Raw genomic sequence first — 22,265 nt, 5'->3', positions numbered from 1 at the left:
CTTTGATCCTTTTTTATACATACACAAGCAAAAATAGCGGTGATTGTTTACCATCAATTTTAACAATCACCGCTACTTTTGCTTGTAATTCATGATTCAATTTTTGTTGTGTGCACAATGACACTAAATTATGTGTTTGCTATTGTCATGTTACAACGATATGCGTCGTTGATTTAACTTATCAAGTAATTGATTTAAATTGTCTAATTCGACTTCCGATAAACATTGACATCTTGCTTCAATCAATTCGCAACGTGCATTATTTATTTGTGAAATTAATGTACGTGCTTGATCAGTCAAAATTAATTCTTTACATCTTAAATCTTCGCTAGATTGTTGACTTGTGATGTACCCTTTCAAAACTAATTTCTTAATCCACCTTGAAACTATAGATTGTTCCCTGCTAATCTTCATCGTCAAATCATACTGTGATAAGCGATCGTAATTAAATAAAATACGGAGAAGTTCTAGCTGTTCAGATGTGATATCCGTGCGTTGTCCAAATCTTCTATTCACTAAGTTTAAGTCATTGTTAGTCAGTGTAATAAGTTTTTCAAGTTGTTTATACATGTTGTTCTACTCCACTACATATTATTTATAATATTATATGCTTTTTTTATAATTTTTACAATACTATTCGACACAATAGACAAATTTGTTGCATAACTAATACAAAATATAATAAATTAGTAAGAGTCTTATGGACATAAAGGAGATAAAATATGACTTCATTAAAAGAGAGAGATTATTTTTTTGACAACGCAAGAGCAATTTTAATATTATTAGTCGTATTTGGACATATGTTACAACCCTACACTAGTGGCGATAAATATTTATCAGCATTATACCTAGTTATTTATAGTTTCCATATGCCAACATTTTTGTTTATATCTGGTTATTTCGCGAAAAATATTGATAAACCATACTATTTAGAAAAAATTTCAAAACGTTTGATAGTACCTTATATGATATTTTTTGCATTCTTTTCAATTTATTATTTCTTAACAGGTAAAAGTGACGAATTACAACTTGATCCTTTTAACCCAGTATTTGCGTTATGGTTTTTGATCACGCTATTTTTCTTTCATGTCATTTTAGTAATAGTTAGAAGATTTAATCCATATAAAGTGCTATCAGTTTCAATTATTATATCTATTGGAGCAGGTTTTTCAGATAACATCGATAGCTACTTGAGCATTTCAAGGACAATCGTATTTTTCCCAATATTTTACCTAGGTTACATTTTCACCAAAAAACATACGGCTATTTTTAAAAATAAAAAACTAATACCAGTATCTATCATTACCTTTATTTTGTTTTTTATCATTTACGTGATTCATCCTATCAATGCAGATTGGTTATTGGGAAGTTCACCATATACTTCACTTGAAAATGAAGGACAGAGTATATTCAGTCCTTTTAAACGACTTATATTATATGGAATTATATTAATCGCAATGACTGCGTTTCTAAATTTAATGTCAACAAAGAAAAAATTATATACTTATATTGGTAGTCGTACGCTATACGTATATTTATTACATGGTTTAATTATTGGCATTGTTAGAGGATTTGAATGGTACCCATTCGATAATCCTATATCATTAATGACTTATCTTTATTTAATAAGTATATCTGTAATCATCGTATATGTATTATCTACAAACTTTGTTTGTAAATGGACAAATCCAATAATTAATTTACAAAGACCATCACAGTTTAAAGATTCATAATTTTATACTGTCTAAGTACATTAACTGTAACCACTTTATTCATTTTGAAAAGTAGTTACTACAGTGTATTTAGACATTTTTCGTTTTTCAAATAAAGCTTAAGTAATTTACCCTTTTTTGCTTTAAAAGTATGTTATGATATTATTAATTTCTAAATTTTTAGACAATATTTGATTTATATTTGAGGTGTCACAAATGAAACTTTCTTTAAATTCTAATTCTAAATATTTAAGAGCACCAAGTATTCGCCAATTTTCAAATCGTATGAATAATTTGGATGATTGTGTTAATTTAACTATTGGCCAACCAGACTTCCCGATGCCTGATGTTGTGAAAAAGGCATATATTGATGCTATTAACAATGACAAGACATCATACTCTCACAATAAAGGGTTATTAGAAACTCGCGAAGCAATTAGTCAATACTTCAAAAATCGTTATCATTTTTCCTATGATCCTGAAGAAATTATTGTGACAAATGGAGCAAGTGAAGCAATAGACACAACGTTACGTTCTATCATAGAGCCTGGAGATGAAATTATAATACCGGGACCAATTTATGCAGGCTACATACCACTCATCGAAGTACTAGGTGGTAAACCAATTTATATTGATACAACAGCAACACAATTTAAAATTACACCTGATGCATTAGAAAGTCATATTTCTCCAAAGACAAAAGCTGTCTTGTTAAATTATCCGACTAATCCAACTGGCGTAGTTTTAAAAAGAAATGAAGTTTTAAATATCGTAAATGTATTAAAAAAATATCCGTTATTTATTATTAGCGATGAGATTTATGCTGAAAATACATTTAGTGGTAAACATGTATCCTTCGCTGAATTTGAAGACATTCGTGATCAATTAATATTAATTGGTGGTTTAAGTAAATCACACTCAGCAACCGGAATAAGAATTGGTTTTCTATTAGGACCTCAATATTTGATTGATAAATTAACATTTATGCACGCCTATAATTGTATTTGTGCCAATGTTCCAGCTCAAATAGCATGTATAACAGCACTTAACGAAGGATTAGAAGCTCCTAAATATATGAACGAAGCTTATGTAGAACGAAGAAATTATTTAGTATCTGAATTAACTAAATTAGGTTTTGAGATTACCGCTCAACCTGAAGGCGCGTTTTATATTTTCCCAAGTATTAAACATATCACCGATGACGATTTCGAATTTTGTGTCGATTTACTTGAATCAACACATTTAGCAATCGTTCCAGGCTCATCCTTTACAGAATTCGGTAAAGGATTTGTAAGGATTTCCTATGCTTATGAAATGGATGTTTTAAAAGAAGGTATGAAGAGACTTGCTAAATATTTAAATACTAAATAAAAATGATATGTTGAACTGGACGTCGTGAACTAAATTCATAGTACGTTCAGTTTTTTATATTCTATAAGTTTTAAATAATACTCTATAGAGACTGTAAATACTACCGAGTTATATTCCTCTCCTTTAAACACCTCACTCAAAATGATTCTATCAAAAGGTTTTAATATGCTAACTTATAATTGTTCTTCGAAACTTAAGCACTCAAATAATATATCACCATTCATATTAATCTACCTTTGGCCAAACAATTATTATTCAAAAGTTACTATTTATTATTATAAACAAATACTTTCCATTCGCTCTCAATTCCTTTCTTATTTATTCTTTTAGATAAATGCAAACAATTGACGATCTTATCAATTTAACTCAATTGAATAAAGTATAATACAATTCAATTTTAATTCCCTTAATGTTTTTGTAAACTCTAATCTTTACAAAAACATTTTAATTTATTTATATATTCTTATTGACTTAAAAATTTTTAGTGTTATATTTAACTTGTAAATAAATTTTTTGGAGGTTTTTAGATGAAAGGTAAATTTTTAAAAGTTAGTTCTTTATTCGTTGCAACTTTGACAACAGCGACACTTGTGAGTTCTCCAGCAGCAAACGCGTTATCTTCAAAGGCTATGGACAATCATCCACAACAAACGCAGTCAAGCAAACAGCAAACACCTAAGATTCAAAAAGGCGGTAACCTTAAACCATTAGAACAACGTGAACACGCAAATGTTATATTACCAAATAACGATCGTCACCAAATCACAGATACAACGAATGGTCATTATGCACCCGTAACTTATATTCAAGTTGAAGCACCTACTGGTACATTTATTGCTTCCGGTGTAGTTGTAGGTAAAGATACTCTTTTAACAAATAAACACGTCGTAGATGCTACGCACGGTGATCCTCATGCTTTAAAAGCATTCCCTTCTGCAATTAACCAAGACAATTATCCAAATGGTGGTTTCACTGCTGAACAAATCACTAAATATTCAGGCGAAGGTGATTTAGCAATAGTTAAATTCTCCCCTAATGAGCAAAACAAACATATTGGTGAAGTAGTTAAACCAGCAACAATGAGTAATAATGCTGAAACACAAGTTAACCAAAATATTACTGTAACAGGATATCCTGGTGATAAACCTGTAGCAACAATGTGGGAAAGTAAAGGAAAAATCACTTACCTCAAAGGCGAAGCTATGCAATATGATTTAAGTACAACTGGTGGTAATTCAGGTTCACCTGTATTTAATGAAAAAAATGAAGTGATCGGAATTCATTGGGGCGGTGTACCAAATGAATTTAATGGTGCGGTATTTATTAATGAAAATGTACGCAACTTCTTAAAACAAAATATTGAAGATATCCATTTTGCCAACGATGACCAACCTAATAACCCAGATAATCCTGATAACCCTAACAATCCTGATAACCCTAACAACCCAGATGAACCAAATAACCCTGACAACCCTAACAACCCTGATAATCCAGACAATGGCGATAACAATAATTCAGACAATCCTGACGCTGCATAAACTTCATCTTAATTTAGATTTAGTAAATAGAAGCAAAGTCTTAGCAACGCAAAATATTTTGATTTAAATGGAGGGTATTATATGAATAGTTCATATAAATCTAGAGTATTCAATATTATAAGCATCATAATGGTTTCAATGCTTATTTTATCACTAGGCGCATTTGCTAATAACAATAAAGCCAAAGCCGATTCACACTCTAAACAGCTAGAAATTAATGTTAAGAGTGACAAAGTACCTCAAAAAGTAAAAGATCTAGCACAACAACAATTTGCTGGTTATGCTAAAGCATTAGATAAACAAAGTAATGCAAAAACTGGTAAATATGAACTTGGCGAAGCTTTTAAAATTTATAAATTTAATGGTGAAGAAGATAATAGTTACTATTATCCAGTTATAAAAGACGGTAAAATTGTTTATACTTTAACACTTAGCCCTAAAAATAAAGATGATTTAAACAAATCAAAAGAAGACATGAATTACAGTGTTAAAATTTCAAACTTCATCGCTAAAGATTTAGACCAAATTAAAGATAAAAATTCAAATATCACTGTTCTTACTGATGAAAAAGGGTTTTATTTTGAAGAAGATGGCAAAGTTAGATTAGTAAAAGCTACGCCACTACCTGGTAATGTAAAAGAAAAAGAAAGTGCTAAAACAGTTTCAGCAAAATTGAAACAAGAGTTAAAAAATACAGTAACACCTACTAAAGTTGAAGAAAACGAAGCGATACAAGAAGATCAAGTTCAATATGAAAATACATTAAAAAACTTCAAAATTAGAGAACAACAATTCGATAACTCATGGTGTGCAGGATTTAGTATGGCAGCATTATTAAATGCAACTAAAAATACAGACACTTATAATGCACATGATATTATGCGTACATTATACCCTGAAGTAAGTGAGCAAGACCTTCCTAATTGCTCAACATTCCCTAATCAAATGATTGAATACGGTAAATCACAAGGCAGAGATATTCATTATCAAGAAGGCGTACCATCATATGAACAAGTTGATCAACTTACAAAAGATAATGTAGGAATTATGATTCTTGCACAAAGTGTATCTCAAAACCCTAATGATCCACATTTAGGACATGCCCTAGCAGTTGTTGGTAATGCTAAAATTAATGACCAAGAAAAACTTATTTACTGGAATCCTTGGGATACAGAATTATCAATCCAAGATGCAGATTCAAGCCTATTACATTTATCATTCAATCGTGATTATAACTGGTATGGTTCAATGATAGGTTACTAAAAAGTAATATAGATATTGATTAAAGGCAGGTAAAACTATGTATCAACTACAATTTATAAATTTAGTTTACGACACAACCAAACTCACACATCTAGAACAAACCAATATCAATTTATTCATTGGTAATTGGAGTAATCATCAATTACAAAAATCAATTTGTATACGTCATGGCGATGATACAAGTCACAATCAATATCATATTCTTTTTATAGATACGGCACATCAACGCATTAAATTTTCATCTATTGATAATGAAGAAATCACTTATATTCTTGATTATGATGATACACAGCATATCCTCATGCAAACGTCATCCAAACAAGGTATTGGCACTTCGCGCCCAATCGTTTATGAGCGCTTAGTATAACTAATTTAAATGATTTCACTTCATAAAGCGGGTTGGCGAGAATTCAATTTCTCACCAGCTCGTTTTTTCATTGTAATAATAATCTTTAACATTTATTCTTTCTCTATTAATTTACTCAAACCATCTTATCTTTATGATAATTAATTAAAATTCTCTTTTAAATTCTTATAAAATAAAAAAGCCACCTATCGTCGCTAATAAACGACGCAAGTGACTTAATATCATATTCAAAATAACTTATGGGAATTTAGGGAATTGATCGAAGTCAGGATCACGTTTTTCTTTAAACGCATCACGGCCTTCTTTCGCTTCATCAGTTGTGTAATAAAGCAATGTTGCATCCCCAGCCATTTGTTGTAAACCAGCTAAACCATCTGTGTCAGCATTCATAGCTGCTTTAAGGAATCGTAAAGCTGTTGGTGAGTGTTTCATAATCTCTTTACACCATTGCACAGTTTCATCTTCAACTTTATCTAAAGGTACCACTGTATTTACTAGGCCCATATCTAAAGCTTCTTGTGCATTGTATTGACGACATAAGTACCAGATTTCACGTGCTTTCTTATGTCCAACGATACGTGCTAAATATCCTGAACCATAACCTGCATCAAATGAACCTACTTTAGGACCAGTTTGTCCAAAAATAGCATTATCAGCAGCAATCGTTAAGTCACAAACAACATTTAGTACATTACCGCCACCTACAGCATAACCTTTTACCATCGCGATAACCGGTTTTGGAATAATACGAATTAAACGCTGTAAATCTAATACATTTAAGCGAGGGATTTGGTCTTCACCTACATAACCACCATGTCCACGTTTCTTCTGGTCACCACCAGAACAGAATGCTAAATCACCTTCACCAGTTAATACGATAACTGAAACGTTTTGATCATCACGTGCACGTGAAAATGCGTCAATCATTTCAGCAACTGTTTTAGGTGTAAACGCATTGCGTACTTCAGGGCGATTTATTGTTACCTTAGCAATCCCTTCGTAAAATTCATATTTGATTTCATCATATTCTCTAAGTGTTTCCCATTGTCTGTTAGTCATTTTGCTCCTCCTTTAAAAATCCTAATATCATTGTATCAAATTCATCACTATCTTCCACATGAATTGTATGACCTGTAGCAGAAATTAATTTACATTTACTATTAGGAATTAAATTTGCCATTTTTTTCGCAATCTGTACAAATTTTTCATCATATTCTCCAGCTAATATTAATGTTGGTACTTTAATTTCTTTCAGGCGCGGCCATAAGTTTGGCATTTGACCTGTACCATAATCTCTTAATGCTTTGGCCATTTTCTGTGGCGATTGAGACAATCGTTGTAGTCTTATTTGATGTTGTATTTCAACTGGTAATTCTAGTTGCGATTGAAATAATGGCAACTTTTCCCAATCATTAACAAATAATTCAATACCTGCTATGTCTAATACTTTAGCACGTGCATCATCAACAAGACGGCGTTCCAATTGATTTGCTTCTTCTTTAATACCTGGTGACGTACTTTCTAATATCAAATTAGATATAGGGATGTGACCATTAATTGCATAATATAATGCAACACGCCCACCCATTGAATATCCAAACAATGTTATTGATTTATCTTTATATTTATCTAAAATTCGGTCTAACAACGTCGTAATATAATCAAAATTCCACGTTTCATCCATTGAAGACTGATCTTCGCCATGGCCTGGTAAGTCTATAGTGATGACATGACAGATATCAGTATATTTATCGATGTGATTATAATAAGTACGACTGTCGCTAAGAAAACCATGCAGTAATACTAAAACTTGATTGGTCTCAACGTTTGCTTCATAGTATTTATAATGTGTCATGAATCATTTCACTCAATTTCTGATATAAAATTTGATGCTGTTTAAAGTTATCTTCGCGATTCGTTATCAATTCATAAATCGTCGAAGTTTCAGATAACAATGTGGCATTTTTAAATTCTGAAACACTGTTAAAACGTTTAAAATCGAATTGATATAACTTAGCTGTATACTCGAAATCCAATCCCGTCGGTGTGCCAAACAACCGTTCAAAATAGTCAGTTGCACTTTCTTTTTGTGGTAAATATGAAAAAATACCGCCACCATCGTTGTTCAATAATACAATATTCATCTGAATATTATTTAATTTTGACATTAATAGTCCATTCATATCATGATAAAATGACAAATCACCTATCAATAATGTTATTCGTTTATGCACAGCCATACCCAGTGCAGTTGAAACGATACCATCAATACCATTCGCACCACGATTCGCATAGACATCTATATTTTTATTCAATAACAAGTTATCTACATCTCTGATAGGCATACTATTACTAATAAATAATGCATCTTTTTCAGATGTTTTCTTAATCAATTCACCAACGAATGCACTCTCATCTGTAGCTTGTTCCAAATAACATTTAATTTCTTTACGCCCTTTTTTCTCTAAGCATTGCCATTTTTCTAACCAACTTACGCGATTGATGGTCGTGTCTTCCATTAATGATCTAAAGAAATCATTTGCAGAAATCTCATATGAAATATCTGGCGCTATAGGAAAGACATCAATCTTATCATTGTTTTGCACTAATATTTGAAATGCATCAGTTTTCTTTAACCATTGATTCAACTTTTTAGAAATCACTGGTTTCCCAACACGAATTACGAAATCCACATTTAAGTCTAAGCCGCTTCTAAACAGCAAATCATATGTACAGATAACATTCGGATGATCAAATTTTCTTAAATGACTTAAAGGATCAGCTAAAATAGGCAAATCATATATCGTTGAATACGTTAGTATTTGATCAACTTCTTGGTGCTGCATATCCCCTACAATAATTAAACCTTTTTTCTTATTTAAAATGTGTCTTAATGCCGATGCATCTATACTTTTTTGATAGTGCGGTAAAATCTTCATCTCAGAAGTTAACAATTCTGTTGCATTCAAATCAGGTGTTAACGGATCTCTAAATGGCAAGTTAAAATGAATTGGCCCTTTATGTGGTCCATATAAATATTGACTAGCAATTTGCATTTGATAATAAATTGCATTAATGGTCTCTTTACTATCATCCGCAATAGGCATATCGAACTCATAACTTACATAATTATTAAACATATTTACTTGATTAATCGCTTGTGGTGCGCCTACACTTCTTAATTCATGCGGACGGTCACTTGTTAAAACGATTAATGGAATTCTACTAATTTGGCTTTCAGCAATTGCAGGCGTATAATTCGCTGCTGCTGTACCTGACGTACATAATATAGCGACAGGTCTTTCACTGCCTTTAATTAACCCAACTGCAAAAAATGCTGCACTTCGCTCATCGGGGTGTATCCATGTTTTAATATTTGGATGTGCTTCAAATGCAAGTGCAAGTGGCGTTGAGCGTGATCCCGGACTGATAACTACTTCCCTTACGCCGTACGCATATAACTCAGATGCAAATGTAAAAACTTGCTTCGTTAAAGCTGCTTTATGATTTCCCATTCATATCGACTCCTAATGCATTCATCATAGGTGTGAACTTAAGGTTCGTTTCTGCCAATTCACTATCTGGATCAGAATCTTTAACAATGCCACACCCAGCAAATAAAGTTGCTTGTGCTTTCTTAATAAGCATCGAACGAATTGCAACAATAAATTCACAATCATCATATATATCTATATAGCCAACCGGCGCACCATATAATCCTCGTGTACCAAATTCTTTCTGTTCAATAAAATCCATCGCAAATTCTTTTGGATAGCCACCTAAAGCAGGTGTTGGATGTAAATGATCAATTAAACTAATATACGAATCATCCTTCAGTGGCGCCTTTATTTCAGTGTACAAGTGATATAAATGATCATTTTTTAGAATTTTAGGCGTCTTATCATAATGTAATTCAGTGATATAAGGTTTAATATCATGTAAAATACTGTCAACAACAAATCGATGTTCGATTAAGTTTTTATTATCTTTTAAAAATGCTTCAACATTTTTTGTATCTTCGTCCTCATCTTGTGAACGTTTAATTGTACCTGCTACAGCTTTAGTCGATAGTATTTTATTATTGACCTTTATTAATTGTTCAGGTGTTTGTGAAAAGAAAATAGAATCTTGTGATTCTAACAAGAATATATAACTGTTTTTTTCTTTAGAATATGCTTGCTTTAGAATATATGGAATACTGATATCTTTATCGAACTTTATTAACCGTCTACGTGCTAGTACAATTTTTTCTTCATTATTAATAGATTCTATAGCTTCTACTACAAGTTGACGCCAGTCATCTTTATAAATATCTTCATTTCTAGTAATTTCCCCAATTTGCTCGTCCACATCTATATCCGATATATTGTTGAACAAATCCATTAAATCGTTCAATGCCTCAACAGTAAAACTTTCCCTTTTAACTGTATAAGTTAAAAATGTCCCATTATTATCAGTTGAAATTAAAACTTCAGGTAATACAAAATGATTTAGTCCAAACTCTCGCCATTCATCATCTGATTTATGACTTGAAAATTGAAACCCTCCAACAACTCGAAGATGATGTTTCTCAGATTGCGGATGTATAAATGTGATGTTATGTTTTAATTTTTCCCAGTCTTTAAAAATAGATTGTTTATTTTTAGAATTATTTTTGAATAATTGAATTGCTTTGTAGCCAAAATATGACGTTCGATTATCATTCAAACGCATATAAAAGCGATCTCCTGCCTCATTGTCAGTGAGATGAAATAATGTGCTCGGGTCTAGTGACTGTGATAATTTCACTTCAACTGAAACCCATTCCTTTGAGCTGCCATATATCTCTTTGACAATATCGTCCTCTAATACGCCCGTAGCCATCCATTTCACTTCTTTCTTCGTCTTTTTTCACTCATTATTATATTGTATCATTTTTGGATAATTGTGTTACAAGAATTGCTTAAACTTATCTTGCAATTTTTCACGTCAATTGACCTTTATGCTACTTTCTATTAAAATATCTTTGTTATAAAAAATATGATTTAAAGAGGTTTTGTATTCAATGAGTAATCAATATCAGCAATATTCTACAGTTAAGAAATATTGGCATTTAATGCGTCCTCATACATTAACTGCTTCCGTAGTACCCGTTTTAGTTGGTACAGCAGCATCTAAAATATATTTTCTTGGTAGCGAAGATCATATTAAAATCAGCCTATTCATTGCCATGTTACTAGCATGCTTACTTATTCAAGCAGCAACTAATATGTTTAATGAATACTATGATTATAAAAAAGGCCTTGATGATCATGAATCTGTAGGCATTGGTGGTGCCATTGTTCGCAACGGTATGAGCCCAGAGCTTGTGCTACGATTAGCCATTGCATTTTACATCTTAGCAGCAATATTAGGTTTGTTTTTAGCTGCTAACTCTTCATTTTGGTTATTACCAGTTGGATTAGTATGTATGGCTGTTGGTTACCTATATACAGGTGGCCCTTTCCCTATTTCATGGACGCCTTTCGGTGAATTATTCTCAGGCGTATTTATGGGTATGTTTATTATCGTTATTGCATTCTTTATTCAAACTGGCAATATTCAAAGTTATGTAATTTGGTTAAGTGTACCTATAGTAATCACTATCGGTTTAATTAATATGGCTAACAATATTCGCGACCGTGTCAAAGATAAAGCAAGTGGTCGCAAAACTTTACCCATTCTATTAGGTAAAAATGCTTCTTTAACATTTATGGCAATCATGTACTTTATCGCTTATGCCTTTATTGTACTTACGATCATTATTAAACCTGGTGGCTCATTATTTTACTTACTTGCGTTGTTATCATTCCCAATGCCTGTTAAAGTTATCAGACGTTTCAAGAAGAATGATACACCGCCTACAATGATGCCAGCAATGGCTGCTGCTGGTAAAACAAATACATTTTTCGGTTTATTATATGCATTAGGTATTTATATTAGTGCATTATTTGCAGGCATTTAATAGAAAATGATACTACTCGGCAATCGACTTACATCGAACTGTCGAGTTTTTTTATTTAACAATTAAATGATGATACATGTGCTTGTATAATTCAATCTGTCCATCAGATATAAAGCCTACTTTTTTATATAACTTTAATGCTGCTTCATTATTAATATCGCAATTCAAACTCCATTTAACATGTGTATTTGATTCAAGTAATGACGTTAATAACTTTGTCGCGATGCCTCTACCTCTATATGCTGCAAATGTCGCAATTGTTTCTATATAATACTCATCGTCTTTAGCTTCTTTTACAGGTAATGGCGTGCCATATTGTTTTATTTCTTCTGGCAAGTCAAGTAGTTCCCATGCTTTTTCGTATTTCAATTCATTTTCACCACTATAGCTAATAATACAACCTGCTACTTTATTTTCTACTTCATAAACTAAAATATGCTGATAAAAAGTTCGATATGTTGCATCAACACAGCTTTTTTCAATTGCATCTAATACCATGTCTTTAGGTAGATGCTTTACCAATTCTAATTCCATATCATCCCAAACCATATAAACTAACTTCGCAATATCAAATCGGTCCTCTGGACGTGCTTGACGTATCACTATGTCATCATTCCCTTTTACGTTATTAACATTTATTATATAGAAATTCTAGCTTATTTTAAAAAGATATACTTATAATTTTAGAAAGTTTGAAAATTCTAAAGTTAGAAATATTGGTTTTCACAACGAATTTAAGTAGAATTATAGTTAAGGAGGATTTACAAATGAAAGTCAATAAAGCCATTTATGTTATTGTTGCATTATTTCTTGGAGGTTTAGGTATTCATAAATTTTATGCTGATAAATTTGGACAAGGTCTTTTTCACTTATTATTTTTCTGGACAGGTATCCCTACCATCATCTCAATAATACATGCAATTTTTGTCATTTTTACTAAAAAAGCAGATAAAGATGGTTATATTATATTCCCTAAAAATTAAATTGTGACAATGACGTTTAAAAAGCATATATGAATGGGTATATAGTTCGTAAGATATAGAGAAATGAGGTATGTAACGATGCGCCAATTCATTAAAAGAACTGTTAAAACAATCCTTGTCGGTTATGTAATTAAATTTATTCGAAATAAACTTTCAGGTAAATCATCACATCCGACAGATAATAAACATAATTAAAAATACAGCGCCACTCTTATATGATTTACGAGTAGCGCTGTATTTTTATTTTGCTTTTTCTGCAATTTTTTCTAAATCTTCTGCCATACTTTCACTTGCGATAATCCCCCTTGATTTCAACCACTTATTTCGGTCAACGTCATAAACTTTGTTATCTTTCACAGCTTTTAATGATTTCCAAACTGCAGGATCAATGAATTTCGTTCTATTTTTGTCCGTTTTTCCGTCAGTGGCTAAAATCATAACTTTTGGATTGATATTGGCAAGTTCTTCATTATTTAAATATATATAAGGACCACCCTTGCGTTCACCAACATGCGTAGTTTTGTCTTTTGTGACTTCAGGTTGAATACCCATTTTAATTAAGAATTGTCCCATAAATGTATCTTCATTATTAATAAACATACCTGCTCTTGAGATACCGAATGCAAATGCAGATTTTAACGTACTCTGTTCAATTTTCTTTCTAATCTCCGCTAATATTTTATCATGCTTTTCCAGACGCTTCTCGCCTTCTTTCTCTTTGCCTACTGCTTTAGCGACTGTTTTAAATGCTTCAATATTTGCATTATAATCTCCCGTACCGCTAACTAACATGATTGTCGGAGCAATTTTGCTCAATTCTGATTTGATTTTCTTATGTCTGCTAACATCTGCAATGATCAAATCCGGTTTTAATTTACTTATCACTTCCATATTCGGTTGCGGTCTAGATCCAACCGATTCATATGCCCCAATCTTATCTCTTACTGACTTTGTTATATTTTTAGTGCTGCCATCATCTGCAATACCAACAGGTTTCATATCTAATGCTGCTAAATAATCAGCAAAACTATATTCTAATACAACAACACGTTTAGGATTTTTCTTAATTTTTTCAGTTCCTAATTCATCTTTTATTGTCGTCATTTCAGTTTTCTCTTCAGTATCTTTTTGACCACAACCCGCTACTGCTACAACTAAGATTAGCATAAACACAACTAATTTAACGATATTCCTATTCACATATTTACCTCCAAACAACTTTAATAGAAAACTGCATTATTATTTTATCATTTAATTTGTTTATGATATATTTGGTATGCTATTATTTTTTCTTATCATAGTTTATTATCAAATCTTCTTATTATAAACAGCAAATGGCCTCTAATTTTGAAGATGACGCACTGGTTAATAATACTCATTTATCTCAAACCATCATTCTAATTATCCATACTACTCTCGCAATTTCATAATAGTGTTTACGATTCATAAATAGCGATGCAATAGTTAATTCATTTCCCTATAATCTTTGCACTATGCTGTACTAATCTTTATTTATAAATACAAAAAGTAACTGATGACTTAAACATCTTTCTACAACAATTGTTCAATACAATAGAATATTTAATAAATATTTAATAATTAATCTTATAAAAAATCTTTACTTTCCACATGTTTACAAATATAATTTGGACTATGTTTTAAAAATATGAATGTTGGAGGTGACATGATGAAATTAGGTATGCTTTTAATTAGATGGATGTTAGCAACATCATTCTTAGTGCATGGTACTTTGAAATTTGTTGATTTAGATGGAACAATTCACTTCTTAGGCTCTTTAGGTTTACCACCTACCATCGCAGTATTGATGTCAATTGGTGAAGTTGTTGGAGGTTTAGCACTTATTATCGGCTTTTTAACGCCTTATGTTAATGTTTTTTATATTTGTGTTATGTTAGGCTCAATCTTCACACTTAAACTTACAAGAGGATATGTAAGTGGTTATGAATTTGAAATCATACATATCGTAATGAACTTAGCTTGTATTAGTAGTTACAGCTGGAAGAAATGGCTACAATTTTATTAACTATTATTTGAGAGGACTATCCTCTCTTTTTTTGTATATATCATGCGTAAAAATCCTAGGTACTCATGAATACCTAGGATTTTTTCATTTAGCTATTGAAAAGATTAAACCATTTTTCTAATATTGATTCCGTTGAATATTTTTCTATAATGTTTTCTCTCGCTTTCGAACCAAACTCCTCTGCTAAAACATCATTATTAACAAGCTTTAGTATTTTATCAGCCATGTCTTTAATATTATGTTTTTCTATTAAATAACCATTTTTATTAACTTCTATAAAATCACCTTTTAATCAAGCCAATTCAATTTAATTTCAAATTCTTCTACCGCACAATTTAATTTTATTGTATGATGTATTTAAAATGATTGTTTTACGCATGTCATTTTAAAATGAAAATTGGAGGTGTAATTTTGACTAGAACTTATAATATTATTGGTATCCTTTCTTGTCTTATATCTTTTATTATTATGGCGTTACCAATGATTTGGTACACAGCTTCAGCATTATGGTTCTTCCCAGGTGCAATCATGATATTGTTGTTATCTTTAGTCATTGTTTTTTGCTATATTAAAACGAAAAATCAATTACATTTATTACTAATCGTATTAAATATTATTATATTGCTTTTTTTCAGTTTACCGTTGTTACTTTCATAACTTAGTAACACATTATAAAAGCCAATCAAACGGAGTGTTGAAGTCAACATTTCCCATTGATTGGCTTTTAATTTTATCTTTTGGATATCACATAGATGCTACTTTACTATACTGTTCTAAATCTATTATTTCGTCACATTGATTTGCAATAGCCATATCATGTGTTGCTAAAATCAGCACTTTATTTTCATCGACCAAATCAAATAATGATTGAATAATCATCTGTCCTGTTTTAGGATCTAACGCACCCGTTGGTTCATCAGCTAACATAACAATCGGATCTTTTAACATCATTCTAATTAAAGCGACACGTTGTTGTTCACCTCCACTTAGCGTATGAACTTTTCTTTTTAAACTGTTTGACAGACCAAACTGTTCTATATAACGTATCTTTAATTGTTCTTTTTCTTTCTTACTTATTTTTTTATATGCTAATCCAATATCTAAATTTTCATTTACTGTCAAATTATCGATTAATCCATAATTTTGAAATAAATATCCTAATTTATCTCTGTAAAAATTAGATTTAAATTGTTCTAATTGACCATTAAAATAGACATATTGTTTCCCCGTTTTTTCAAGTCCAGCAATAGTATTTAATAATGTAGATTTACCGCATCCACTTTTACCAATAAGTGCATATGATTTTCCACATTGAAATTTCAAATTAAGTTTCTTCAAAATATGTATATTACCTTTTTGTATGGTTAAATCTTTTAATTCTATCATTCTTGTCTTACCTCTTTTGGTATATCCTCTTTTTCAACATATGTGATCGATATGACATATTGCCCTTTATGCTTTATTTCGACATACGTTCTACTAGGTGAAAATCCATTAAATGTTAATTTATAATCAAGCTTTTCCCCTCTTTCACTATAAGCCGTAATATTAACATATTGTTGCGTACCTTTTGGCACTTTGGCATAACTATACTCCGTTTTTAAGAAAGGATTAAAACGATCAAGTATAGGATGATGTATGATTGTAAAAGCAATAGTAATGGATACGATTAATCCTAATAATATTGCAATGATAAATTTCATAGTTAAAACTCCTTGATAACTTCATTAAAACGTCGGCCATGATAGTATAGGCTGCAAATCTGCAATAATATTTGAACGACAAGAATCGTTGCAAATATCATCATTATATACTGAGAGTGTAAAATTACATTCGTCAATATTCCAATAAAAACAACAACTATATTATTTATTAATAAGTATTGGTAATTGGCTCTTAATGTTGAATAACCATATAGCTTTTTGATTACGAGTAATTTTCGATGCTGTTCAAAATAATATTTCACATCAAATAAAATAATAATTATTAAAATGATTGCGATAATGATTTGTGAAAAGTTGAGTACTGTTAATTTCAAATTGTTTTCATGATACATTTCCATCACGCTATCTTTATAATTGGTTATTCCACTGATTTCCCCATCAAGATGATACTTTTCAATATTTTTTACTAGCGCGTCATAATTTTTGAATAAATACCCGCCTTGACTGATCATGGCATAATAAAAATCATTCGATAAATCTGATGCCTGAACATTCACAATGATTGGCGCCTCTATAAATGACAAATGGCGACTATCTCGTGCATCAAATGAAAAAATTCGATAATCATTTTTGTTGATAAACTGTATAGATAACTTATTCTCTTTATTATTTTTATTTTGTACAAATTCAAACCATGAATGATATGCTTGATTGATTTCATTACGCATTGCATGAAACTTTTGTGGAATAATTACTTCGACATTATTTTTTTGATTTTTTATCGGAATATCAGGTTGAAACTGCTTGTAATAAATCGACCAGAACTGATTATTTACTAATATTACATTCCCCTCATCAGGCGAAAAGTTGTCATTGTCAACGGAGTCACCCTTTGGTTTGAATAAAATCGCATTATTTTCTGCTTCACTAGCCTTTACTAATTGTTCTGATCGCAGCATATTATCAATCAAACTTTGTTTCGTTTCGTGATAAGGTGCAAATTCAATCGTGTAATAATCATCTAATACATTCCAATATTTCTCAGTTTCCTTTATTTTATTCAAATCTTTAATAACACTAGTATTTTCTATCATTACACTAGCTATTAGTACTAAGAGAATACTTTTACAAACTGTATTAATAAAACGAATTGTTTTAAAGTGCTGCTTACCTTTAATCATATTAGCAATATTTAAATTTAGTAACATTAAGAAAGTCCATAAATTAATAACACTAATCGTTAAAATGAAAAGACATGAAAGCAGAACTAATCTTAATATGAATAAATCTAAATTACCCGTGTAATTTAATATCCAAAGTACACTTGTAGTTAAAAGAATTTGACTTATGATTAACGTTACCCAATACGTGCATTTTTTTGAAAAATTTTCAAAAATTATTTTTCTTAATGTAAAACCATTTAAATACTTAATCGCATACGCTTTGAAATTAATGTTCTTTTCGAAAATATAATAAATAAAATAAACGATTAAAAGTGCGGATAACGGAACTTCTATATTCATTTGTTTAATGACACCAACGGCAATCATCATATGATCTATTTTGTATGATTCAGCAGTAACACCATATTCTTTTAAAAAATTTATGAATTTAGACACGTCAAAATTTTTGTCTTTTACAAAATAACTTCCTTTGATATCTTTTTTTAATAATTCGTCGTCACTTAAATAATGAATGTTATATTTAGCGTTAAAAGGAGTGATAGTTGTTGCTTTTGATTTATTAAATACATATATATCTTTATCTACGTTTTTGTTTGTATAATTTGAAGTTGATTTATAGATTGCTACGTTCTCATTTTTAGCGAATTGATTTATACGTTTATAAATCTCATTTTTACTATATTTTTTATTCCAGTCAGTTACCGCTATAGGGTATTTAGTATCAGGCAATATTTCTTCGTTTTCTTTATATGTATAAACAAATAACAATATAGCAATCAGAATGAAGGTTGTAACATCAAGTATTAATTTGAACCATTTCATGTTGTACCTCTTGCGTTGTTTATTTTCTATGATTTTTTAGTATTTAATAAATGTTATAATACGCTCTATTGACCCAGCAATTATGTTTAGTAGCTGATGCTTTTGCTTTTACACCAGCTCTTGTATAACCACTAAATGATCTATATTTTCCAATAGCTGTTGCACCATGTCCTTTATGACCATGATAATAATAAGACCAAACATACTTACTGCCGACACCGTGACTCCAAGTGCCTCCTTCTGCGTATTCTGTAGATGCATAAGCTGCTGTTGATAATCCAAGTGCTAAAGTTAAATATAATATAGTGCCAAAAATTTTATTCTTCTATAAAAACACCTCTTCATATTTAATCCATATCTCTTTTTCGTTATTTATACAGAATTTTCTGAAAATAGTCAAGGTTAATTTATTTGCTACAAATTTCAACCACTTTATGTTAAATGGACATCAAAGTATAATTGTATTATTGTTAAATTGCGCAGTGCATAAATAGACGACATGCAGGAACATGTCCCCTATTGAACCCGTTAAAAAGACGGTGACTAAATGAGATTTTCTTTAACCATCATTCGTTGTCAAAGTTTTGAAATGATGGTTGTTTTTTATTGTTTAAATTAATCATTGCGACTTCTATATCAATGAAAGTTATATTAATATATGAACTTCATTACATATTCAATAGAAATCACTTATTTATAAGTACTACCATATAATCATAATTGATTTCTACCACAGTATGATTTTCCTTTCAAATCTGACATGTTTAGCAGGCAATATACGGAAAATACTTCAAAATTTTGTTACACATCTAATAAAAATAGACAATTAAATAAAAGATATGTTACTATAAAAATGTAAAAAGACGACATGCAGGAACATGTCGCCTAATGAGCCCGTTAAAAAGACGGTGACTAAATGAGATTTTCTTTAACCATCATTCTATGTCAAAGTTTTGAAATGATGGTATTTTTTATTGCTTAAATTTATTATTGCTACTACTATACCAATGAAAGTGACGATAAACATACCGAAACTTAACATTAAATGTAATGCGTTTGCAATAGATATCACAATAGGCTTTTCCTTTCAAAAGTGTTAAGTAATGCCATAGGCACCACCCCCCTTTACTCAGATAGCCACCATCAATTCAACTTGCCCACAAAATATTATACTATTTTTATAAAATATTTAGTAATAAAAACTGACTAAAATATAACCTCAATAATAACTGCTTGCCGTTAAAAATGTATACACTATAATAAAGCATGCCTTGAATCTTCGTATTGCTTTTCTAAAGCAAAAAGCTTTTCTTAGAACACAGACGTCTAAGAAAAGCTTATTTAAGCATTAAAAATTAATAACAATATAATAGCAACAATTTGCGCAACGGATGTTGTTGCTATGCGTCGAGTATACTCATAACTTAATGATAATATCACTTGTGCAACAAATATAAATGTTACTATCCACCAATTATCTAAATAAATAAATAATGAACTAGAACAAATTGCAGTTATTAATATAGCTATCCATTTCGGTATTGAAAAATGTGTTAATTCTTTTTGTAAAACAGTTCTCATATATAACTCGTGACATGGAATGACAAAAAGTAAAGTTACTAACATTTGCCACTTCCAATTGACACCTGTTCTTGCTAATTCTTTAATTAATGAACTATAACTTAAATTAGAAGTTATAAGTGAGAATAAAAGTTGAAGCATAATTAAAATAATTGCCGTAATAATACCAACACCAATTGATGTAAGCAACCGCTTAGATTCAATATCTCTTTGATAAAATACATAACTGATACCAGCAATTAGCATTATACCTGTATATAAATACCAGTATTCTTGGTGTTCGCCCCACATAATAAATAATATGAGATGAAATATAATGAAACTTATAATAAACCAAGTTAAAGCCTTCGAGATTTTATTCATTATAACTTACCTTCTTATTCAACAATCTTATATCGTTTATGATTGATAACAGTTTTTTCCGGTAAATCAAGGTCATTAAAATTTTCCATAATTGTTAAGTCAACAATAACAGAGTTATCGTTGATTTTTTCAACACGACCTCTTAATCCATCCATAAACTCAACAATGTTACCCACTTCTGCAACAGTCATTTTAAGTCCTCCTTAAATCATAACTAAATTATATTGTACTAAAATTCACTTAACAAATAAACTATTAACAATCAAAAATAATAAAATGTAACTTTAAGCCGATATTTAGAATGATTTGTGAGTATATAATTGGCATTTTGAGCAAAGTTAAGGCATAAATAAGTAGAGAATATATATAGATATAAGGGAGAGATTGTAATGAAATTCATTAGTAATAATAATATTACAGATCCAACTTTAAACTTAGCAATGGAAGAATATGTTTTAAAAAATTTACCAGCAGAAGAAAGTTACTTTTTATTTTACATAAATAGACCATCTATCATTGTTGGAAAGAATCAAAATACGATAGAGGAAGTAAATCAGACATATATAGATGCTCATAACATCGATGTAGTTAGAAGAATTTCTGGTGGTGGCGCTGTTTATCATGATACTGGCAATTTAAACTTTAGTTTTATAACAGATGATGATGGTAACAGTTTCCACAATTTCCAAAAATTCACTGAACCAATTGTTCAAGCATTACAATCTTTAGGCGTAAATGCTGAATTAACTGGTCGTAACGATATTCAAGTTGGACAAGCGAAAATCTCAGGGAATGCTATGGTTAAAGTTAAAAATAGAATGTTTAGTCATGGTACGTTGATGTTAAATAGTGATTTAGACGAAGTTCAGAATGCACTAAAAGTTAATCCAGCTAAGATTAAATCAAAAGGTATTAAATCTGTTCGTAAACGAGTAGCAAACATTCAAGAATTTTTAAATGACCCTTTAGAAATTGAAGAATTTAAAAAAATCATCTTGAAAACTATCTTTGGAGAAACTGAAGTAGAAGAATATAAATTAACGGATGAAGATTGGGAAAATATTGAAAAGTTAAGTAACGACAAATATAGAACTTGGGCATGGAATTATGGTAGAAACCCTAAATATAACTTTGAACGCGAGGAAAAATTTGAAAAAGGATTTGTACAAATTAAGTTTGATGTTAAACGAGGTAAAATCGAACATGCAAAAATTTTCGGTGATTTCTTTGGTGTCGGAGATGTCACTGATCTTGAAAATGCATTAGTTGGCTGTCTACACGACTTTGAGCACATAGAAGAAGCACTATCAGAATATGATTTATATCATTATTTCGGTGACATAGATAGACATGAATTAATTAGATTAATGTCATAAACGATTAAAGGACT

Annotated in this window: 29 protein-coding genes; 11 read left to right on the top strand and 18 right to left on the bottom strand. The window is 30.5% G+C overall.

The genetic code is table 11. The features are described from left to right. Positions 1–13 precede the first annotated feature (13 nt). Positions 14–124 carry a hypothetical protein gene (locus JQN76_RS08850; RefSeq protein ID WP_001788579.1) on the bottom strand — a complete coding sequence of 37 codons (111 nt, stop codon included), beginning with the start codon at positions 122–124 and terminating at the stop codon, positions 14–16. Positions 125–150: 26 nt separating this feature from the next. After that, the gene (locus JQN76_RS08845) at positions 151–570 is read right to left on the bottom strand and encodes a MarR family transcriptional regulator (protein WP_000278015.1); all 420 of its coding nucleotides are present in this window, start codon (positions 568–570) and stop codon (positions 151–153) included. 152 nt (positions 571–722) lie between these two features. Here JQN76_RS08845 and JQN76_RS08840 point away from each other — a divergent pair, with 152 nt between their 5' ends. The 5 genes from JQN76_RS08840 to sspC all read left to right on the top strand — a co-directional run bounded on the left by JQN76_RS08840 (position 723) and on the right by sspC (position 6,251). After that, positions 723–1,733, top strand: coding sequence for an acyltransferase family protein (locus tag JQN76_RS08840; RefSeq protein WP_000202433.1), 1,011 nt, complete (start codon positions 723–725; stop codon positions 1,731–1,733). A gap of 195 nt (positions 1,734–1,928) precedes the next feature. After that, the gene (locus JQN76_RS08835; protein WP_000777581.1) at positions 1,929–3,083 is read left to right on the top strand and encodes an aminotransferase class I/II-fold pyridoxal phosphate-dependent enzyme; all 1,155 of its coding nucleotides are present in this window, start codon (positions 1,929–1,931) and stop codon (positions 3,081–3,083) included. Positions 3,084–3,610: 527 nt separating this feature from the next. Beyond that, entirely contained in the window at positions 3,611–4,621 is a 1,011-nt protein-coding gene (gene sspA, locus JQN76_RS08830) for a Glu-specific serine endopeptidase SspA (protein WP_000676548.1), read from the top strand. Positions 4,622–4,702: 81 nt separating this feature from the next. After that, complete coding sequence (sspB, locus tag JQN76_RS08825; RefSeq protein WP_001089094.1) at positions 4,703–5,884, top strand: cysteine protease staphopain B; 1,182 nt, start codon at positions 4,703–4,705, stop codon at positions 5,882–5,884. Positions 5,885–5,921: 37 nt separating this feature from the next. After that, complete coding sequence (gene sspC, locus JQN76_RS08820; RefSeq protein ID WP_000284458.1) at positions 5,922–6,251, top strand: staphostatin B; 330 nt, start codon at positions 5,922–5,924, stop codon at positions 6,249–6,251. Positions 6,252–6,488: 237 nt separating this feature from the next. Here the strand turns inward: sspC and menB are convergent, their stop codons facing one another. From menB to JQN76_RS14210, 5 genes are read right to left on the bottom strand one after another with little or no spacing between them, the layout of a single operon-like run. Continuing rightward, positions 6,489–7,310: a 1,4-dihydroxy-2-naphthoyl-CoA synthase gene (gene menB, locus JQN76_RS08815; protein ID WP_000184945.1), complete on the bottom strand. Its 822-nt coding sequence runs from the start codon at positions 7,308–7,310 to the stop codon at positions 6,489–6,491. Beyond that, on the bottom strand, positions 7,303–8,106 hold the full coding sequence (menH, locus tag JQN76_RS08810) for a 2-succinyl-6-hydroxy-2,4-cyclohexadiene-1-carboxylate synthase (protein WP_000150197.1): 804 nt from the start codon (positions 8,104–8,106) through the stop codon (positions 7,303–7,305). The genes menB and menH overlap by 8 nt, the downstream gene beginning before the upstream one ends. Beyond that, a complete protein-coding gene (gene menD, locus JQN76_RS08805; RefSeq protein ID WP_000526694.1) occupies positions 8,093–9,766 on the bottom strand; it encodes a 2-succinyl-5-enolpyruvyl-6-hydroxy-3-cyclohexene-1-carboxylic-acid synthase in 1,674 nt (557 codons plus the stop codon). The genes menH and menD overlap by 14 nt, the downstream gene beginning before the upstream one ends. Beyond that, positions 9,753–11,075 carry an isochorismate synthase gene (locus tag JQN76_RS08800; RefSeq protein WP_223197981.1) on the bottom strand — a complete coding sequence of 441 codons (1,323 nt, stop codon included), beginning with the start codon at positions 11,073–11,075 and terminating at the stop codon, positions 9,753–9,755. The genes menD and JQN76_RS08800 overlap by 14 nt, the downstream gene beginning before the upstream one ends. After that, entirely contained in the window at positions 11,041–11,145 is a 105-nt protein-coding gene (locus tag JQN76_RS14210) for a hypothetical protein (RefSeq protein ID WP_001791731.1), read from the bottom strand. The genes JQN76_RS08800 and JQN76_RS14210 overlap by 35 nt, the downstream gene beginning before the upstream one ends. Positions 11,146–11,295: 150 nt before the next feature. Between JQN76_RS14210 and JQN76_RS08795 the strand changes: the two genes are divergently transcribed. Then, positions 11,296–12,234: a 1,4-dihydroxy-2-naphthoate polyprenyltransferase gene (locus JQN76_RS08795; protein ID WP_000070966.1), complete on the top strand. Its 939-nt coding sequence runs from the start codon at positions 11,296–11,298 to the stop codon at positions 12,232–12,234. Positions 12,235–12,285: 51 nt separating this feature from the next. Here JQN76_RS08795 and JQN76_RS08790 read toward each other — a convergent pair whose 3' ends face one another. After that, the gene (locus tag JQN76_RS08790; RefSeq protein WP_000620949.1) at positions 12,286–12,837 is read right to left on the bottom strand and encodes a GNAT family N-acetyltransferase; all 552 of its coding nucleotides are present in this window, start codon (positions 12,835–12,837) and stop codon (positions 12,286–12,288) included. A 164-nt stretch (positions 12,838–13,001) separates the two neighbouring features. Here JQN76_RS08790 and JQN76_RS08785 point away from each other — a divergent pair, with 164 nt between their 5' ends. Both JQN76_RS08785 and JQN76_RS08780 read left to right on the top strand, forming a co-directional pair. Next, positions 13,002–13,217 carry a TM2 domain-containing protein gene (locus tag JQN76_RS08785; RefSeq protein WP_000867357.1) on the top strand — a complete coding sequence of 72 codons (216 nt, stop codon included), beginning with the start codon at positions 13,002–13,004 and terminating at the stop codon, positions 13,215–13,217. Between the two features lie 63 nt (positions 13,218–13,280). Then, positions 13,281–13,412, top strand: a complete 132-nt coding sequence (locus JQN76_RS08780) for an SAR1012 family small protein (protein WP_001790177.1) — start codon at positions 13,281–13,283, stop codon at positions 13,410–13,412. A gap of 45 nt (positions 13,413–13,457) precedes the next feature. On the opposite strand, the gene JQN76_RS08775 is transcribed toward JQN76_RS08780, so the two are convergent. Then, positions 13,458–14,417 carry an ABC transporter substrate-binding protein gene (locus JQN76_RS08775; protein WP_001081351.1) on the bottom strand — a complete coding sequence of 320 codons (960 nt, stop codon included), beginning with the start codon at positions 14,415–14,417 and terminating at the stop codon, positions 13,458–13,460. Positions 14,418–14,904: 487 nt separating this feature from the next. On the opposite strand from JQN76_RS08775, the gene JQN76_RS08770 reads away from it, so the two are divergent. Beyond that, on the top strand, positions 14,905–15,261 hold the full coding sequence (locus JQN76_RS08770) for a DoxX family protein (protein WP_000766009.1): 357 nt from the start codon (positions 14,905–14,907) through the stop codon (positions 15,259–15,261). Positions 15,262–15,349: 88 nt separating this feature from the next. Here the strand turns inward: JQN76_RS08770 and JQN76_RS08765 are convergent, their stop codons facing one another. After that, positions 15,350–15,487, bottom strand: a complete 138-nt coding sequence (locus JQN76_RS08765) for a hypothetical protein (protein ID WP_001836769.1) — start codon at positions 15,485–15,487, stop codon at positions 15,350–15,352. A gap of 140 nt (positions 15,488–15,627) precedes the next feature. Between JQN76_RS08765 and JQN76_RS08760 the strand changes: the two genes are divergently transcribed. Next, the gene (locus JQN76_RS08760; RefSeq protein WP_001795266.1) at positions 15,628–15,918 is read left to right on the top strand and encodes a hypothetical protein; all 291 of its coding nucleotides are present in this window, start codon (positions 15,628–15,630) and stop codon (positions 15,916–15,918) included. An 87-nt stretch (positions 15,919–16,005) separates the two neighbouring features. On the opposite strand, the gene JQN76_RS08755 is transcribed toward JQN76_RS08760, so the two are convergent. From JQN76_RS08755 to JQN76_RS08720, 8 genes are all read right to left on the bottom strand, one after another. Next, complete coding sequence (locus JQN76_RS08755; protein ID WP_000571167.1) at positions 16,006–16,647, bottom strand: ABC transporter ATP-binding protein; 642 nt, start codon at positions 16,645–16,647, stop codon at positions 16,006–16,008. Continuing rightward, the gene (locus JQN76_RS08750) at positions 16,644–16,964 is read right to left on the bottom strand and encodes a YxeA family protein (RefSeq protein ID WP_000668627.1); all 321 of its coding nucleotides are present in this window, start codon (positions 16,962–16,964) and stop codon (positions 16,644–16,646) included. The genes JQN76_RS08755 and JQN76_RS08750 overlap by 4 nt, the downstream gene beginning before the upstream one ends. Before the next feature lie 2 nt (positions 16,965–16,966). After that, positions 16,967–18,931: a bacteriocin-associated integral membrane family protein gene (locus JQN76_RS08745; RefSeq protein WP_000870827.1), complete on the bottom strand. Its 1,965-nt coding sequence runs from the start codon at positions 18,929–18,931 to the stop codon at positions 16,967–16,969. 43 nt (positions 18,932–18,974) lie between these two features. After that, positions 18,975–19,247, bottom strand: coding sequence for a lactococcin 972 family bacteriocin (locus tag JQN76_RS08740; RefSeq protein ID WP_001797239.1), 273 nt, complete (start codon positions 19,245–19,247; stop codon positions 18,975–18,977). 9 nt (positions 19,248–19,256) lie between these two features. Beyond that, positions 19,257–19,358: a hypothetical protein gene (locus tag JQN76_RS08735; RefSeq protein WP_031763719.1), complete on the bottom strand. Its 102-nt coding sequence runs from the start codon at positions 19,356–19,358 to the stop codon at positions 19,257–19,259. Between the two features lie 513 nt (positions 19,359–19,871). Further along, positions 19,872–19,958: a putative holin-like toxin gene (locus JQN76_RS14205; protein ID WP_228764813.1), complete on the bottom strand. Its 87-nt coding sequence runs from the start codon at positions 19,956–19,958 to the stop codon at positions 19,872–19,874. 314 nt (positions 19,959–20,272) lie between these two features. Next, the gene (locus tag JQN76_RS08725) at positions 20,273–20,875 is read right to left on the bottom strand and encodes a CPBP family glutamic-type intramembrane protease (RefSeq protein WP_001033865.1); all 603 of its coding nucleotides are present in this window, start codon (positions 20,873–20,875) and stop codon (positions 20,273–20,275) included. A 14-nt stretch (positions 20,876–20,889) separates the two neighbouring features. Then, a complete protein-coding gene (locus tag JQN76_RS08720) occupies positions 20,890–21,066 on the bottom strand; it encodes a YkvS family protein (RefSeq protein WP_000214898.1) in 177 nt (58 codons plus the stop codon). A gap of 198 nt (positions 21,067–21,264) precedes the next feature. Between JQN76_RS08720 and lplA the strand changes: the two genes are divergently transcribed. Further along, positions 21,265–22,251: a lipoate--protein ligase gene (gene lplA / locus JQN76_RS08715; RefSeq protein WP_000668818.1), complete on the top strand. Its 987-nt coding sequence runs from the start codon at positions 21,265–21,267 to the stop codon at positions 22,249–22,251. The last annotated feature ends 14 nt before the right edge of the window (positions 22,252–22,265 follow it).

It is taken from the genome of Staphylococcus sp. SM3655, from assembly GCF_016917315.1.
GTDB lineage: Bacteria > Bacillota > Bacilli > Staphylococcales > Staphylococcaceae > Staphylococcus > Staphylococcus aureus.
The sequence above is the reverse complement of the archived record's forward strand: the minus strand, read 5'-3'. Positions and strand labels throughout refer to the sequence as shown.